Genomic DNA, 15311 nt, shown 5'->3' with positions numbered 1-15311 from the left:
ACGTTGGCCCTGCTGCATATCGTGGGTAGAGATTACCGCACGATGCCGGAATGGTGCCCGCCACGTCCGCATTGCGAACATTGCGCACGGTTCCAGCATCCGAACCCGCCATCCCAAACCCCGGACCAGGCCAGCAGAATTCCCAGGTCACGCCCCTGTTGCCCCATGGCTCTCACAGACCCCGGGAGCTCCTCCCGGACGAGCCCGGCCCTCCCCCGCGGCGGCCGGAGCCGGCCCCGCCCCTCGATAGGGTTGGCCCATGGATCGTGACGGGGTGGAGCGCCTGCTCGCCGAGGCGGGCGTCGACGGCAGGCGGCTGCGGCACGCCCTCACCCTCCTGTGCGACGGCCAGTGGTGGGCCTTGGGCGGCCTGGCCAGGGAGACCGCCACCTCCCGGCGGACCATCGAGGCCCTGCTGCGCGAGGTGCGCCTGGAGCGCTCGGGCGAGAAGTTCCGGGTGCCGCCCGGCGACACGCCCGCCTACCAGGACCTGCTGGCCATGGCGCCGCCGCCCGAAGACCCGGTGGCCCACCTGCTCCCCCACTACCCCGGCGTGCTCGAACGCCTGACCGCGCTGGTCGCGGGCGCGCCGCGGGCCCGTCACGTGCTCGACCACGTCTCGGCCACGCCGGAGACGGCCTTGCGGCGCGCGCTGCTGCTCGGGGCGCGCTACTGGCTGCCCGGGGCGCGGCTGCTGTGCGTCGGCGACCACGACCTGACCTCGCTGGCCGTCAAGCTGGTCCATCCCGAGACCGACGTCACGGTGGTCGACGTCGACGAGCGCATCCTGGCCTACATCGACGAGCAGGAGCTCGGGGTCCGCACGCGCTGGGCCGACCTGCGGCTCGGGCTGCCGGCCTCGGCGCGGGAGCACGACCTGGCGTTCACCGACCCGCCGTACACGCCGGAGGGGATCGGGCTGTTCACGGCGCGCGCCGTGGAGGGGCTGAAGGACGACGGGCGGGTGCTGGTGGCGTACGGGGCCAGCGAGCGTACGCCGATGCTGGCCTTCAAGGTCCAGCAGGCGTTGTCGGAGCTCAACCTCGCCTACGAGGCGATCTATCCGGATTTCAATCGCTATTTCGGGGCGGAGGCGATCGGCTCGGCGGCCGACCTCTACCTGCTGCGTCCCACGACCAAGACCCGCCCGGCGGTCAACGCCCGGCTGGGCCGTCAGGCCACGGCCATCTACACCCAGGGCCCCCAGTCGGTCGAGTCGGCCCCGGCGGCGTTCCCGGCGCCCGATCTGGCTGGGTTCGAGCCCGACCTGCTGGTGGGCGAGTGGCCCAAGGAGCTTCCCCAGCCTCGGGTGCGGCTGGCGACCTGGCTGGCCAAGCCGTACGCGGCGGCCGTCGAGCGGGTGGCCGTCGCGCTGCCGCCGGGGCTGGCGGCGGCGCTCCCCCGCGTGCTGCTCGCCACCCGCGCCGCGCACGTACGCGTGTGGGGGGCCGACCTGCCGCCGCTGCCCGAGGCGCTGTCCGCCGGCTACGAGTTCCGCCGGACGGGCGGGGCGCTCGACGCCGTACGCCGCCCGCAGCCCGCCGGTGCGGCCGACGCGGTGCTGCGCCGGATCCTCGACAACGGCCACGCCAAACTCGCCAACACCTGGCGGGAGGCCCTCATCGCGGTGGCCCGCGACCAGGGCACGGCGCTCACCAAGAACGAGGCCCGCACCCTCATCCGCCAGACGGCTCCCTGGTCCGACGACCTGACCCCGCTGGAAGCCCCCCTCCACCGCCTGACCGGGCTCCCCACCGCCGTCTCCACCACCGTCACCGCCCTCACCACCACGACCCCCTGACCCCGCGACGAACGCGGCTGAACCGCGGCAACCCTTCGAGGGGCAAGTGGCCGGACGGGCGGTCAGGTGGCGGCGAGGATGCGGTTCTGGACCACGCGGCCGAGACCGTCGAGGGCGACCAGTGCCGTGACCAGGCCGTCGGCGGAGACCGTGCCGCCCGCCCAGCTCACCGTCACGTAGTGGCCCATGGCCCGCGCCTGGGCACGGCTGCGGGCGGCGTCGAACGCGGCGTCCTGCCGGACGAAGCCGTCCTTGCCCAGCGCCGCCACGAGGGCGTCGGCCGCGCGCCCGTCGGGCAAATTGAAGATGGCGAACTGCCCGGCCAGCCCGTCGCCCTCGTACGCCGCCGCCAGCACCTGCGTGCACCCGGACGCCGACGCTCCCCACAGGACCTCGTCGCAGTCGGCGTGCTCCTGCGTGGAGAGCCGCCGCAGCGAGCCGAGCGTCCGCGTCTCAGCGGTGAAGACCTCCTGCGCGGTCAGCGGCGCGGCGTCGGCCTGACGGGAGTCGACGGCCGCGTAGAAGGCCGAGGTGGGCTCGCCCCGGAAGGCGGCCGGTCGCGGCTCCCCCGGACGCAGCCACAACCACCCGGCCACGGCGACCGCCAGCACCCCCACGGCCACCCCCGCCACCACGACGACACGACGGGACATCACGCGACCGCCTCCCAGGACACGACGCCCCTCCTGATCGCGACCGTCGGAGACGACGTCACGATGCCGGGCCCGTGATCGCGACGACGCGGCGGTAGACGGACTTCTCGGCGCCGCGCAGGGCCAGGGTGACGGAGACGAAGTCGTCCCGGGCGGTGGGGTCGAGGCCGTCGGTCTTGCCGAGCCAGACGAGGCCGACGTAGTGGCCGAGCGCGTAGCCGCCGCCCTCGGAGTAGCCGCCCGCCGGGAAGGCCGCCTTGGACGAGGTCAACGGCCGTGCCCAGCCGCCCCGGTAGAGGGTCTTCAGGGATTCGACCAGGTCGCCGGCCGACTGGCCGTCCTTGAGGTTGAGCAGCGTGTACTGGCCGACGTAGCGGCCGTCGGAGCTGACGTACAGGCCGCGGGCGGCCTGGAGGCAGTCGGCTTCGGACACCTTCTCCAGCAGGGCCGTGCCCCACAGGGCGGCCGAGCAGTCGGCGTCGATGCGCTTGGCGGCGAGCTTGAGCGTGAGCTTCTTGGAGACCGCGAGCTCGCTCTGCCCGAACACCTCCTTGTCGGTGAGCTCCCGGCTGTCCTTGGCCCGGTCGGCGAGGGAGGCGAACAGCTTGGGCGAGCTCCAGCCCTGGTAGGACATGGGCATGGCGGCGTCCGGGCCCAGGACGGCGGCGTTGGCCTCCCGCTCGGGGGCGTACTCGCCGAGCGAGCCGACGACCGCCACCAGCCCCGCCGCGCCCGCGACGACGCCGATGACCGTGGCGATGATGACGATCAGCCGCTGCTGCTCCGGACGCAGGCCCCACTCGGTGAGCACCGGGAACTGCCAGTCGGAGCGCGGTGTGCGGCGGCGCTTGCGCGAGCCGGAGGCGGTCGGGAGCTCGGCGGACTCCGCGGACGATCCCGACGCCCTGAACCCGGCGAAACCCTCGGATCCGTCGTCGTGCCCGCCACCGTCCGCGGTGGCGCTGCGGCGTCCCGACCGGGACTGCTCGCCGCCGTCGGTGGCCGCGCTGCGACGGCCCGTACGGGCGGCCTCCGCCAGGTCGTCCATGCTCGCGGCCCAGACGGCGTCGTCGTTGTCCGACGCCCGTCTCCTCCCGCGAGCCGTCTCCCCACCGTCGTGGGCACGTCTCCCCCGGGACGCCTCTCCGCCGTCGTGGGCACGCCTGCCCCGGCCGGACTCCGTGCCTGCCTGGGTGCCCGCCTGGGTGCCTGCCTGGGAACGTCTGCCCCGCTGCGAACGTCTGCCGCGCGGTGCGTCGGCGTCGTCGGCGGGCGGGGGCGCCCCTGGCCCAGCGGGCTGCGCGGCCCATCCGGCATCAGCAGCCTGGGACGCGGGCCGCTGACCGTCACTCCGCTCGCGACCAGCCGCCCACTGAGCATCGGAGCCCTGAGCGTCACCACGAGCCGCCCACTGAGCATCCGACCCCTGCGCCCCGGGCCCAGCAGGCCACTGCGCGCCAGACCCCTGAGAGCCGGAACCAGCAGGCCACTGCGCATTCGACCCCTGAGAGGCGGCGGGACCAGCAGGCCACTGCGCGTCCGAGCCCTGGGAGCCGGAACGAGCCGCCCACTGCGCGTCGGAGCCCTGCGGGGCGGGGTGAGAGGGCCAGGGGGCGTCGTAGCCCTGGGGGGCGGGGCGGGGGGCCCAGCCCGCGTCGGGGGGCTGCTGAGGGCGGGCGGCGCGGCGGGCCGCCCAGAGGTCCTGTCCGCCGTCGCCGCCGGTCGTCGGCTGCTCGGGCGGCGCGGCCTCAGCGGCGCGTGCGGCGGAACGGCGACGAGCCCTCCCGGACCCCGCGCCACGCCCGCCACGCGAACCACCGGCTCGCCCGCCACCACCAGCCCCACCAGAAGCACCGGGCGCACCACCGGAGTGTCCGGAACCGTCATAGGCCCCAGGAGCACCGCCATACCCGCCGGAAGCGCCGCCGGAGCCGAAGGTGCCGCCGGCGCCCGGAGTGTGGTCGCCGGTGCCGGCGGAGTCGCCGGAGCGTCGTCCCGATCTCACAGTCCCGACGCCCCGATCAGGTTGCCCAGCCCGTACGTGATGCCCGCGGCCACCGCGCCCACCACGAGCTGACGCAACCCCGAGTACCACCAGCTGCGCGCCGTCACGGCGGACACCAGCGCGCCCGCCCCGAACAACGCCGCGCACGACACCACGGCCGACAAGGTAAGCCCCTCGACTCCGAACAGGTACGGCAGGAGCGGCAGCACCGCCCCCACACTGAACGACAGGAACGACGACACCGCCGCCACCTTCGGCGAGGGCAGCGCGCCGGGAACGACACCCAGCTCGTTCTGGGTGTGGACCTCAAGGGCCCGCTCGGGATTGCGGGAGATCTGCCCGGCCACCGCCGCGGCGAGGTCGGGCTCCACCCCCTTGTCCACGAACGACTGAGCCAGCTCGGCCAGCTCGGCCTCCGGGTTGCCGGCGAGCTCCCGCTGCTCCACGGCGATCTCGGCCTGGGCCAGTTCGCGCTGGCTGGCCACGGAGACGTACTCGCCGCCCGCCATGGACAGGGCCCCGGCCGCCAGCCCGGCCACGCCGCTGAGGGCGACGACCTTGGTGCTGGCGGTGCCGCCCGCGACGCCGGCGATGAGCGCGAAGTTCGACACCAGGCCGTCCATCGCGCCGAACACCGAGGGCCGCAACCAGCCCCCGCTGACGTCGCGATGGCGATGGTGGATCTCCGCGCCGCCGGTCATCGCGGGTTCTTCTCCTTCGTCGCGGCATCGTCGTCCGCGTCGGTGTCGGAGGGTTCGGCGGGCTCGGAGGGTTCGGCGGGTTCGGCGGGCTCGGCCGAGGCGGCCGGACCGTCGCCCTCCTCGGAACGATCGGCAGCTTCGGCCGCCACGACGGCCGGCGCGTCGGACGAGCCGGGATCGGCCTGGCCGCTCTCGTGCGCCGGATCCACCGTCAGGTCGAGCGGCACGACCCGCTCCTCGGTGTCCTTGTTCCTGGTCACCCAGAGGTAGACCAGCGCGCCGACGAACAGCACGATGGACGTCCACTGGTTGAGCCGCAGGCTGAGGAAGGTCACCGCGTGGTCGACCCCGCCGACCGGGTCGATGCGCAGGCCCTCGATCCAGAAGCGGCCCAGCGTGTACCCCGCGACGTAGAGCGCGAACAGCCGCCCGTGCCGCAGCGCGAACCGCTTGCCCGCCAGGATGAGCAGGAAGCCGAGCGCGACGTCCCACAACGACTCGTACAGGAAGGTCGGGTGGTACAGGACGCCCGGCTCGCCGCCGTGGTCGACGTCGATCTCCAGGCCCCACGGCAGCGTGGTCGGACCGCCGTAGAGCTCCTGGTTGAACCAGTTGCCCCAGCGGCCGATGGCCTGCGCGAAGGCGATGCCCGGCGCGACCGTGTCGGCGACGGCGCTCATGGAGATGCCGCGCTTGCGCACGGCCCACCACACGCCGACGCCGCCGAGCGCGATCGCGCCCCAGATGCCGAGCCCGCCCTCCCAGATGAACAGGGCCTGGTACGGCTCCTTGATCGCACGGCTGCCGAAGTAGGTCTGCCAGTCGGTGATGACGTGGTAGAGCCGGCCGCCGATCAGACCGAAGATCACCGCGGGGACGGCGATGTCGATGATCGTCCCCTTCTGGCCGCCGCGGGCGACCCAGCGCCGCTCGCTCAGCCAGACGGCGACGACGACGCCGAGCACGATGCACAGTGCATACGCCCGGATCGGGATGATTCCGAGATACCAGACCCCCTGGGAAGGGCTGGGAATCGAGGCTAGGGGCATGTCAGGTGAGGGTAGCGCAGCCTGCGGCTACTTGGCGGCCTTCGTGACCGCATCGCGAAGTTGCTGCGGCGAGAACGCCGCCTCGCCGATGCTGGTGCCGTTGAGCTTCACGGTGGGCGTGCCCTCGATCGCCTGCTGTCCCATGATCTTCGTACTGTCGATCAGCACGGCGGGAGCGTGCTTCTGGGACGTGACGCAACTCTCGAAATCGGGCGAGGTGACCCCGGCCTCCTTGCCCCACTCGACGAGCTGGCCGGTCTTGAACCCCTGGACGGTCTCGGCCGGCTGGTTCTTGTAGATCAGGTCGTGGAAGGCCATCCACTGCTTGCCGTCGGCGACGCAGCGGGCGGCCGCCGCGGCGCGTACGGAGTTGCCCTTCGTCGGCTCCCTGGAGAAGATCGTGATGGGATGGAAGACGATCTTGGCCTTGCCCTCGGCGGCCAGGTTCTTGAACGTCGAGCCGCTGACCCGCTCCAGCTCCTTGCAGACCGGACACTGGAAGTCCTCGTAGATGTCCACCACCGGCTGGGTCACCCCCGCCTGGGCCATCACGGCGCTGCCGTCGGGCTGCAGGGTGATCGGCGCGAGCGCGGCGCCGGCCTCCTCCGACTTGGAGGAACTGATCGTGTACCAGGCGCCGAGGCCGACCGCGGCCACCGCGACCACGGCCGCCGTGGTGTAGGTCACCAGCTTCTTGCGCTTCTCCTGGGCGCGGGCGGCTGCCTGCTGCTCTCTGATCTTCTCGCGCGCCGACATGTTCCGGTCAGACTTGGTGCGCTGCGCTTTGCTCATCCTCGATCTCCTCTTCGTCACCTGTGTCCTGCTCGGCACCCGCCAGTCCGAGCGCCCCGTCGAGGGCGAACCGTCCCGGCGGGAAGCGGGCCGTCCATGCGCCGAGCAGCACCAGACCGAAGTCGCGCAGGATGTCGAGCAGGTAGGCCGGCTCTTGTCCTGTCTCCAGCTGGCCGCCGCCGCCGAAGCAGCCGCAGTCGATCCGCAGGCCGTGCGCCCAGGCCCAGGCGATGCCGAACACGAAGGCGAACATGAGCAGCGCGGCGATCACCGCTGCCACCCTGGTCAGCAGACCGACGACCAGGAGCACGCCGACGACGATCTCCAGGATCGGCAGGACGTAGCCCACCATCTCGGCGATCGACTCGGGCAGCAACTGGTACGCCTTGACCGCGACCACGGAGTCGGACGGATTGCCGATCTTCAGCGCCCCCGCCGCGATCAGCACGCCCCCCAGGATCAGCCGGGCGACGGTCGTCACCCAGGGTATCGCCGATCTGCCGTTGTGTGACGGGTGTGACGCGGCCACGGGTGATCTCCTCTTTCTCTGCGCCGGGAATGCGCACAGTACCGGGACATCATCCGATCACGCTCGGGATAAGCGTCGGCTAAGGCAGAGTCCCGTTCATCAAATGGTAGGAAGTCCACGATACTGCTGCGCCCGGAATTCGCTCGGCGGCAGACCGGCGCGGCGGGTGAACAACCTGGTGAAATAGGCCGGGTCGGCGTAGCCGACGCGCCGGGCCACGGCGGCGACCGGCAGGTCCGTACCGGCCAGCAGGTCCTTGGCGCGGTTGAGCCTGATCGACAGCACGTAGTCCTTGGGGCTGCACCCGGCCAGCCGGCGTACGGCGCGGCGCAGCTCGGTCAGCGGCATGCCGAGGCGCCTGGCGTGCTCGGCGACCGGTACCGGCAGGCAGGCGTCCCTGGCCAGCCCGGCCAGCACCGGGTCGCCGTAGGGGTCCTCGTCGGCGCGGCTGCGCCTGAGGGCGACCAGGACCTCGTGCACGATGGCCGAGGTCTCCACCTCCAGGTACGGGCCGCCCCTGCGGCACGCCTGGGCGATGCGGCCGATGGCGTGGGCGGCCGGTTCCGCCGTGGTGAGCGGGGTGACCGGGTTGTCGGCGTCCACGAAGCCGAGGTCCTGGTAGGCGGTGGCGGCGGGGCCGGTGAAGTCGACGAACCACTCGTCCCAGCCGGCCTCGTCGGGCGCGTAGTGGTGGCGTACGCCGGGCAGGAGCCAGATGACGGCGGGCGCGACGACGTCGACGACGGGCCCCTCACCCTGGCAGAACCAGCCGCGGCCCGCGGTCACCAGGACGGCGACGTGGTGCTGCAGGGTGCGCGGCCCGACCGTGGGCAGCCGTCCCTCCTGGCGCCCGACGCCGAGGCACACCAGGCCGAGCCCGCGGTGGGCGGGCGCCGGGGTCAGGTACTGCATCCACTTGTCGTAGGGCGGGGTCATCCGGTCTCCGCGGGTGAGTCCAACAGGTTGTCTGGGTTTGTCCATGGCCGTTGACCTGCGGTCTTGGCAAGGTTGCGGGGCGCGAAATCCTATCGGAGGAAGAGTTATGGGTGTTTTCTCGGTCGAGAACGGAGTGTTCCGGCTCGACGCCGCGGACTTCAGGGTGTTGTCGGGCGCCATGCACTACTTCCGGGTGCATCCCGGGCAGTGGCGGCACCGGCTGGCGATGCTGCGGGCGATGGGGCTGAACACCGTCGAGACGTACGTGCCGTGGAACCTGCACGAGCCGCGCAGGGGCGAGTTCCGCCGGATGGAGGAGCTGGGCGCGTTCCTGGACGCGGCGGCCGAGGAGGGGCTGCTGGCGATCGTACGGCCGGGGCCCTACATCTGCGCCGAATGGGACAACGGCGGCCTGCCCGCCTGGCTCACCGGCCGGATCAGGACCTGCGACCCCGAATACCTGGACCACGTGGACCGCTTCTTCGACCGGCTGCTCCCGCAGGTCGTCGAGCGGCAGGTGACCCGCGGCGGCAACGTGATCATGGTCCAGGTGGAGAACGAGTACGGCTCCTACGGCAGCGACCTGGCCTACCTGCGCCACCTGGCCGACGGCCTGACCGCCAGGGGCGTGGAGGTGCCCCTGTTCACCTCCGACGGCCCGGCCGACTGGTACCTGACCGGCGGCACCCTGCCGGGCGTGCTGGCCACGGTGAACTTCGGCTCCGACCCCGACCGGGCGTTCGCCGCGCTGCGCGAGCACCGGCCGGACGACCCGCCGTTCTGCATGGAGTTCTGGTGCGGCTGGTTCGACCACTGGGGCCACAAGCACATGACCAGGGACGCCGGTGACGCGGCCGCCGTCCTGGAGCGCATCCTCGAGCTCGGCGCGTCGGTGAACCTGTACATGGCGCACGGCGGCACCAACTTCGGCACCTGGGCGGGCGCCAACCAGGCCGGCGAGCGCGCGATGGGCGACTGGCGGCCGACCGTGACCTCCTACGACTACGACGCGCCGATCGACGAGCGCGGGGCGCCGACCGAGAAGTTCTGGCGCTTCCGCGAGGTGTTGTCGCGGTACGCGGGCGAGCCGCCGGCGGTGCCGCCGGTCCCGGCCGTGCTGCCGCCGGCGACGTTGCGGCCGGTCCAGTCGGTGTCGCTGCGCGACGCGCTGGAGGCGGTGGCGGGGCCCGAAACGAGTGCGCCGGTGCCGCCGTCGTTCGAGGAGCTGGGGCTGGAGCACGGGCTGGTGCTGTACCGGGGGGAGGTGCCGGGGCCGCGCGGCGCCTACCGGCTGCGGCTGCCCGGGCTGCGCGACCGGGCGCACGTGTTCGTGGACGGCCGGCTCGCCGGGGTGTTCGAGCGCGACGCCGAGGAGCCGGAGGTGACGGTGTCCGGCCCCGCCACGGTGGAGCTGCTGGTGGAGTCGATGGGGCGGACGAACTACGGGCCGCTGACCGGCGAGACCAAGGGCCTGACCGGCGGGGTCCTGCACCACCAGCAGTACCTGAACGGATGGAGCGCACGGCCGATCCCGCTGCGGGACGTCTCCGCGGTGCCGTTCGCCGACGGCTCGCAAGCCGGGCCCAGGTCGTTCTTCCGGTTCGTCCTGGAGGTGGACGAGCCCGCCGACACGTTCCTCGCCCTGCCCGGCTGGGGGAAGGGGTACGTCTGGGTGAACGGCTTCTGCCTGGGCCGCTACTGGGACCGCGGCCCGCAGCGCACCCTCTACGTCCCGGCCCCGCTGCTGCGCGCCGGGACGAACGAGATCGTCGTCCTGGAGCTCGACCAGGTGGGCCCGGCCCTGGAACTGCGTACGGAACCCGACCTGGGCTGACCCACGGCGGCACAGTGAGCGAAAGGCGCGCCCCCACTCGGGGACGCGCCTTTCACGACGATCGGGACAGCCCGGAGAAGGCTCAGCGGCGCACGGAGCGCGCCATGTCTCCGGCCAGCGCCATGATCGACTCACGACCGGCCGCCTCGTCGGGCGCGTCGAGGATGCGGCGGATGAACGCCGACCCCACGATCACGCCGTCGGCGTAGCGGGCCACCTCGGCCGCCTGCGCGCCCGTGCCGACGCCCAGGCCCACGCAGACGGGCAGGTCGGTGTGCGCCCGGGTGCGCTTGACCAGGCCCTCGGCCGCCGAGTTCACGCTCTCCCTGGCGCCTGTGACGCCCATCAGCGAGGCGGCGTAGACGAAGCCGGTGCAGCAGTCGACCACGGCCTTGATGCGCTCCTCCGTGGAGCTGGGCGCCACCAGGAACACCGTGTCGATGCCCGCCTCTGCCGAGGCGGTGCGCCACGGCTCGGACTCCTCCGGCGTCAGGTCGGGCGTGATCGTGCCCACGCCGCCCGCGTTGGCCAGGTCACGGGCGAACCGGTCGGCGCCGTAGCGGTCGATCGGGTTCCAGTACGTCATGACGAGCGTGGCGGCCCCCGTGGCGGCGACCCCCTCGACGGTGCGCATCACGTCGGCGATGCGGGTGCCGTTGACCAGCGAGCGGTGGACCGCGTCCTGGATCGTCGGCCCGTCCATGAGCGGGTCGGAGTAGGGCAGGCCGATCTCGATGACGTCGCAGCCCGCCTCGACCAGGGCCGCGGCGGCGGCGATCGCGCCGTCCTTGGACGGGAAGCCGGCAGGCAGGTAGCCGACGAGCGCGGCCCGGTTGTCCGCCTTCGCCTTGGCGAAAACCGTCTGAAGAGTCGTCATGTCTGTCCGTTTCGAAGGTCGAGTCCCACCATGATGCCCTGCCGCAGGCCGTCTCACGGTCACCCGCGCCGCGCGGCCGAGGGCGTCAGAGGTTGAAGTACTTCATGGCGGTGCCCATGTCCTTGTCGCCGCGCCCGGACAGGTTGACCAGGATCGTCGCCCCGGGGCCGAGCTCGCGGCCCAGCTTCAGCGCGCCCGCCAGCGCGTGGGAGGACTCGATGGCCGGGATGATGCCCTCGGTCCTGGCCAGCAGCGAGAACGCCGCCATGGCCTCGTCGTCGGTGATGCCGTGGTAGGTGGCGCGGCCGGAGTCCTTCAGCCAGGCGTGCTCGGGGCCGACGCCCGGGTAGTCGAGCCCGGCCGAGATCGAGTGGGACTCGATCGTCTGGCCCTCGTCGTCCTGGAGCACGTACGTGCGCGAGCCGTGGAGCACGCCCACCGAGCCGGCGGTGAGGGTGAGCGCGTGCTCGCCGCTCTCCAGGCCGTGGCCGGCCGCCTCGTAGCCGTGCAGGGCCACACCCTCGTCGCCGATGAAGGCGTGGAAGATGCCGATGGCGTTGCTGCCGCCGCCGACCGCCGCGCACACCGCGTCGGGCAGCCCGCCGGTCAGCTCCAGCATCTGGCGACGGGCCTCGACGCCGATGATGCGGGCGAAGTCGCGCACGATCTCGGGGAACGGGTGGGGGCCGGCGACGGTGCCGAACAGGTAGTGGGTGGTGTCGACGTTGGTCACCCAGTCGCGGAACGCCTCGTTGATGGCGTCCTTCAGCGTCTTGGAGCCGTTGTGGACGGGCACCACGGTGGCGCCGAGCAGCTTCATCCGGGCCACGTTGAGCGCCTGGCGCTCGCAGTCGACCGCGCCCATGTAGATGACGCACTCCAGGCCGAGCAGGGCGGCCGCGGTGGCCGTGGCCACGCCGTGCTGGCCGGCGCCGGTCTCGGCGATCACCCGCTTCTTGCCCAGGCGCCTGGTCAGCAGCGCCTGGCCGAGCACGTTGTTGATCTTGTGCGCGCCGGTGTGGGTGAGGTCTTCCCGCTTGAGCACGATGCGCGCGCCGCCGGCCTCCTGGCTGAAGCGCGACACGTCGGTCAGCGTGGTCGGCCGGCCGGCGTAGGTGCGCAGCAGGTGGTCGAACTCGCGCAGGAACTCGGGGTCGGTCTTGGCCTTGTCGTAGACGGCGGCCACCTCGTCGAGCGCAGGGATGAGCGCCTCGGGCACGTAGCGGCCGCCGAAGATGCCGAACTTGCCGTGCAGGTCGGGGTCGTTGCCGTACGCGGCGCCGCCGGCCAGGTCGGCGGCGCTGAGGATGGAGCCTTCGTTAGCCACTGCTATCCCTCTGCTGAGTGGTCGGGGCGCGTCGACGGGTGAGCACCGGCGGTCACCAGCGCCTCCACTGCCTTGCGCGGATCCTTGCCGGTGACCAGGCTCTCCCCCACCAGGACGGCGTCGGCGCCACCCCTGGCGTAGGCGAGCAGGTCGTGCGGGCCGCGCACGCCCGACTCGGCGATCTTGATCACATTATCCGGGATCTTCGGCGCCAGCTTCGCGAAGACGTCGCGGTCGACCTCAAGAGTCTTCAAATTACGCGCATTGACCCCGATGACCCGCGCCCCGGCGGCGACCGCCCGCTCCAGCTCCTCCTCGGTGTGCACCTCGACCAGCGGGGTGAGCCCGATGGACTCGGCCCGCTCGATCAGCGACACCAGCGCCTCCTGCTCCAGGCAGACGACCATCAGCAGCGCCAGGTCGGCGCCGTGGGCCCGGGCCTCCCAGAGCTGGTAGGAGGTGAGGATGAAGTCTTTACGCAGAATGGGGATGTCGACACGGGCGCGGACGGCCGCCAGGTCCTCCAGGCTGCCCCCGAACTTGCGCCGCTCGGTCAGCACGCTGATCACGTGGGCCCCGCCGGCCTCGTAGTCGGCCGCCAGCGCGGCGGGGTCGGCGATGGCGGCGAGCGCGCCCTTGGACGGGCTCGACCGCTTGACCTCGGCGATCACCGAGATCCTGTCACCCCCGAGGGCGGCCATCGCGTCTCTGGGCCCCTGGGCCCGCTCGGCTCGCCGCTTGAGCTCGTCGATCGACACGGCCTGCTGACGTGCGGCGAGATCGGCGCGCACCCCTTCGAGGATGTCGTCGAGGACACTCGGTCCTTCCGTCCGCTCACTCACGCGCTTGGGGTCCCTCCGGTTGACAGTGGGGGTGGCAGAGAGTTCGCCTCGCGTCCGCTCTCGGCCTTGTCCTGCGATGGTATCGGCCCCACCGGGGTCACCTCGCCACAGGGCCCGTACTACGGCGCGAGGAACGCCCCGAAGGGGAGGTTTCGGACGACCCAGTAGACCATCACGACCGTGAGGAAGGCCCACAGCCACGCCGGATGGGCCAACGTGGTGCGCCGCGGCCTGCCCTGCCACGCCCGTACGACCCACCGGCCCCACCAGAACAGCAGGAACGGGATCATGGCGACGGCCAGCGGATTGAGCCCGAGGGCGGCCAGCGGGTCGAGGTGGGCCAGCGCATGGACGGTGCGCAGCGTGCCGCAACCCGGGCAGTAGAGACCGGTGACCCACAGGAACGGGCAGGTCGGGTAGTGGCCGGGCTGGTTGGGGTCGACCACGCCGACCACGCCGAACACGGCCCCCGCCGCGGCCGCAACACCGAGCGGCGCGAGCAGGCCCTTCAGCCGCCCCGTCCCGCGCCGCCCGGTTGTTGCGATGTCCATGCTCCCAGTATCCCCGTCCGTCAGTACGAGCCGTAGCTGCTCGTCGAGGCGGCGAGCAGCACGAACACCACCACGTAGAAGATGATGAGCAGGACGATGGCGATGGCGCCGAAGATCAGGCTGCGCTTCCACCAGGTCTTGGCCTCCTCGGCGGCCTGCATGGCGCCCTGGACGTCGCCGACCTGCCACTTGGAGTTGACCTGCGACGACTTCACGATCGCCACGATGCCGAGGGGCAGGCAGCAGAACAGGGTGGTGAGGATCGCCGGGACCAGCTGGTTGTCCGGCGGGGTGCCGCCGCCGGGGCCGTAACCGCCACCGGGGTAGCCACCGGGCGGCTGCCCGTAACCGCCACCAGGGGGCTGGCCGTAGCCTCCACCGCTCGGGGGCTGCTGGCCGTAGCCGCCACCGGGGGGCTGCTCACCATAGCCGCCGCCACTCGGGGGCTGCTGGCCGTAGCCGCCGCCGTAACCGCCGCCGCTGGGCGGCTGCTGGCCGTAGCCGCCACCACCGCTCGGCGGCTGCTGCCCGTAACCGCCGCCGGGCGGCTGGGCGCCGTAACCGCCGTCGCCCTGGTTTCCGTAACTCATGCTCGTGACTCCTCATGTCGTCAGCGTGAAGCGAGTTGCGCGCGGCAGCCTAGCGATAAAGCATCCCCTACGTGGACTAACGCCCACGTTGCGGACAATTCGTAATCACACCGCAAGCGGGGCGTCACGCTGCGCCCCGCCCGTTCACGAGTAGTCGCTGACGGAGGCCGCCGAGCCGATGCCGATCAGGGTCAGCCAGAACCCGCCGAAGAGGATCCAGAAGAGCACGAACAGCACGACCATGATGTAGGAGGTCACCAGGCCGCCCATCGCCATGCCCTGGCCCTCCTCCCCCGAGCGCTTGATGCGGTTGAGCGCGATGTGACCGAGGATGACGCCCACGATGCTGGTCGCGCCGCAGGTGATCAGGCCGACGATGCCCAGGATGAGCGAGGCCACCGCCATGCCGTTGGTGGAGCGGGGCTGCTGCGGGGCGCCGTACTGGCCGTAACCGGGCTGGCCGTAGCCCTGCTGCCCGTAACCCTGCTGGCCGTAGCCGGGCTGGGCGTAACCGCCGCTCGGGGGCTGCGGCTGCTGGCCGTAGCCGAGGGGCTCCTGGGGGTAGCTCGGCGGCTGCTGGTTGTAGCCGTAACCGCCGCCGCTGGGCGGCTGCTGGTTGTAACCCCCGCCGCTCTGCGGCTGCTGACCGTAGCCCCCGCCGCTCTGGGGCTGCTGACCGTAGCCCCCGCCGCTCTGGGGCTGCTGGCCGTAACCCGGGCCCTGGCCGTGGCCGCCGCCGGTGGGCGGCTGCTGGCCGTAACCTCCGCCGGGGGGCTGCGCGCCGTAGCCCCCGCTGCCGCCCTGGTCCCCGTAGCTCATGAGCC

At 72.3% G+C, this 15311-nt stretch carries 15 protein-coding genes; 2 read left to right on the top strand and 13 right to left on the bottom strand.

The genetic code is table 11. The annotated features are described in order from the left end of the window. The first annotated feature begins 259 nt into the window (after nucleotides 1–259). Nucleotides 260–1801 (top strand): bis-aminopropyl spermidine synthase family protein, encoded by a 1542-nt coding sequence (locus ABZ444_RS06680; RefSeq protein WP_357993593.1) that lies wholly within the window; start codon nucleotides 260–262, stop codon nucleotides 1799–1801. Between the two features lie 62 nt (nucleotides 1802–1863). Here ABZ444_RS06680 and ABZ444_RS06675 read toward each other — a convergent pair whose 3' ends face one another. From ABZ444_RS06675 to ABZ444_RS06645, 7 genes are all read right to left on the bottom strand, one after another. After that, nucleotides 1864–2454 (bottom strand): hypothetical protein, encoded by a 591-nt coding sequence (locus ABZ444_RS06675; protein ID WP_357993590.1) that lies wholly within the window; start codon nucleotides 2452–2454, stop codon nucleotides 1864–1866. 58 nt (nucleotides 2455–2512) lie between these two features. Next, nucleotides 2513–3502 carry a hypothetical protein gene (locus tag ABZ444_RS06670; RefSeq protein ID WP_357993587.1) on the bottom strand — a complete coding sequence of 330 codons (990 nt, stop codon included), beginning with the start codon at nucleotides 3500–3502 and terminating at the stop codon, nucleotides 2513–2515. Nucleotides 3503–4455: 953 nt separating this feature from the next. Beyond that, nucleotides 4456–5160 (bottom strand): VIT1/CCC1 transporter family protein, encoded by a 705-nt coding sequence (locus ABZ444_RS06665; protein ID WP_357993584.1) that lies wholly within the window; start codon nucleotides 5158–5160, stop codon nucleotides 4456–4458. Continuing rightward, nucleotides 5157–6209, bottom strand: a complete 1053-nt coding sequence (lgt, locus tag ABZ444_RS06660) for a prolipoprotein diacylglyceryl transferase (protein WP_357993581.1) — start codon at nucleotides 6207–6209, stop codon at nucleotides 5157–5159. The genes ABZ444_RS06665 and lgt overlap by 4 nt, the downstream gene beginning before the upstream one ends. Nucleotides 6210–6236: 27 nt before the next feature. After that, on the bottom strand, nucleotides 6237–7001 hold the full coding sequence (locus ABZ444_RS06655; protein ID WP_357993578.1) for a thioredoxin domain-containing protein: 765 nt from the start codon (nucleotides 6999–7001) through the stop codon (nucleotides 6237–6239). Then, nucleotides 6973–7482 carry a MauE/DoxX family redox-associated membrane protein gene (locus ABZ444_RS06650; protein WP_357993575.1) on the bottom strand — a complete coding sequence of 170 codons (510 nt, stop codon included), beginning with the start codon at nucleotides 7480–7482 and terminating at the stop codon, nucleotides 6973–6975. The genes ABZ444_RS06655 and ABZ444_RS06650 overlap by 29 nt, the downstream gene beginning before the upstream one ends. A gap of 147 nt (nucleotides 7483–7629) precedes the next feature. Next, entirely contained in the window at nucleotides 7630–8466 is an 837-nt protein-coding gene (locus ABZ444_RS06645; protein ID WP_357993572.1) for a helix-turn-helix transcriptional regulator, read from the bottom strand. Nucleotides 8467–8572: 106 nt separating this feature from the next. Here ABZ444_RS06645 and ABZ444_RS06640 point away from each other — a divergent pair, with 106 nt between their 5' ends. Then, nucleotides 8573–10300, top strand: coding sequence for a beta-galactosidase family protein (locus ABZ444_RS06640; protein ID WP_357993569.1), 1728 nt, complete (start codon nucleotides 8573–8575; stop codon nucleotides 10298–10300). A gap of 82 nt (nucleotides 10301–10382) precedes the next feature. Here ABZ444_RS06640 and trpA read toward each other — a convergent pair whose 3' ends face one another. The 6 genes from trpA to ABZ444_RS06610 form a co-directional block, all read right to left on the bottom strand. Next, entirely contained in the window at nucleotides 10383–11177 is a 795-nt protein-coding gene (gene trpA / locus ABZ444_RS06635) for a tryptophan synthase subunit alpha (RefSeq protein WP_357993566.1), read from the bottom strand. 85 nt (nucleotides 11178–11262) lie between these two features. Beyond that, entirely contained in the window at nucleotides 11263–12468 is a 1206-nt protein-coding gene (trpB, locus tag ABZ444_RS06630; RefSeq protein WP_357993961.1) for a tryptophan synthase subunit beta, read from the bottom strand. A gap of 38 nt (nucleotides 12469–12506) precedes the next feature. After that, nucleotides 12507–13346 (bottom strand): indole-3-glycerol phosphate synthase TrpC, encoded by an 840-nt coding sequence (trpC, locus tag ABZ444_RS06625; RefSeq protein WP_125630391.1) that lies wholly within the window; start codon nucleotides 13344–13346, stop codon nucleotides 12507–12509. Between the two features lie 119 nt (nucleotides 13347–13465). Beyond that, nucleotides 13466–13897, bottom strand: coding sequence for a DUF2752 domain-containing protein (locus tag ABZ444_RS06620; protein WP_357968154.1), 432 nt, complete (start codon nucleotides 13895–13897; stop codon nucleotides 13466–13468). Between the two features lie 20 nt (nucleotides 13898–13917). Further along, nucleotides 13918–14487 carry a CD225/dispanin family protein gene (locus tag ABZ444_RS06615; protein ID WP_357993562.1) on the bottom strand — a complete coding sequence of 190 codons (570 nt, stop codon included), beginning with the start codon at nucleotides 14485–14487 and terminating at the stop codon, nucleotides 13918–13920. 144 nt (nucleotides 14488–14631) lie between these two features. Beyond that, nucleotides 14632–15306, bottom strand: coding sequence for a DUF4190 domain-containing protein (locus ABZ444_RS06610; protein WP_357993559.1), 675 nt, complete (start codon nucleotides 15304–15306; stop codon nucleotides 14632–14634). Nucleotides 15307–15311: the final 5 nt, after the last annotated feature.

The sequence above is a fragment of the Nonomuraea sp. NPDC005730 genome, assembly GCF_040630865.1.
In the GTDB taxonomy this organism is placed as follows: Bacteria; Actinomycetota; Actinomycetes; order Streptosporangiales; family Streptosporangiaceae; genus Nonomuraea.
Note: the sequence above shows the minus strand (reverse complement) of the source record. Positions and strands in the feature narration are given on the sequence as shown.

Coding starts and splice junctions, on each gene's coding strand:
- trpA (WP_357993566.1), bottom strand. CDS start 11,177: ATGACGACTCTTCAGACGGTTTTCGCCAAGGCGAAGGCGGACAACCGG.
- ABZ444_RS06670 (WP_357993587.1), bottom strand. CDS start 3,502: ATGGACGACCTGGCGGAGGCCGCCCGTACGGGCCGTCGCAGCGCGGCC.
- ABZ444_RS06615 (WP_357993562.1), bottom strand. CDS start 14,487: ATGAGTTACGGAAACCAGGGCGACGGCGGTTACGGCGCCCAGCCGCCC.
- ABZ444_RS06655 (WP_357993578.1), bottom strand. CDS start 7,001: ATGAGCAAAGCGCAGCGCACCAAGTCTGACCGGAACATGTCGGCGCGC.
- ABZ444_RS06680 (WP_357993593.1), top strand. CDS start 260: ATGGATCGTGACGGGGTGGAGCGCCTGCTCGCCGAGGCGGGCGTCGAC.
- ABZ444_RS06620 (WP_357968154.1), bottom strand. CDS start 13,897: ATGGACATCGCAACAACCGGGCGGCGCGGGACGGGGCGGCTGAAGGGC.
- ABZ444_RS06675 (WP_357993590.1), bottom strand. CDS start 2,454: ATGTCCCGTCGTGTCGTCGTGGTGGCGGGGGTGGCCGTGGGGGTGCTG.
- ABZ444_RS06665 (WP_357993584.1), bottom strand. CDS start 5,160: ATGACCGGCGGCGCGGAGATCCACCATCGCCATCGCGACGTCAGCGGG.
- lgt (WP_357993581.1), bottom strand. CDS start 6,209: ATGCCCCTAGCCTCGATTCCCAGCCCTTCCCAGGGGGTCTGGTATCTC.
- ABZ444_RS06610 (WP_357993559.1), bottom strand. CDS start 15,306: ATGAGCTACGGGGACCAGGGCGGCAGCGGGGGCTACGGCGCGCAGCCC.
- ABZ444_RS06645 (WP_357993572.1), bottom strand. CDS start 8,466: ATGACCCCGCCCTACGACAAGTGGATGCAGTACCTGACCCCGGCGCCC.
- ABZ444_RS06640 (WP_357993569.1), top strand. CDS start 8,573: ATGGGTGTTTTCTCGGTCGAGAACGGAGTGTTCCGGCTCGACGCCGCG.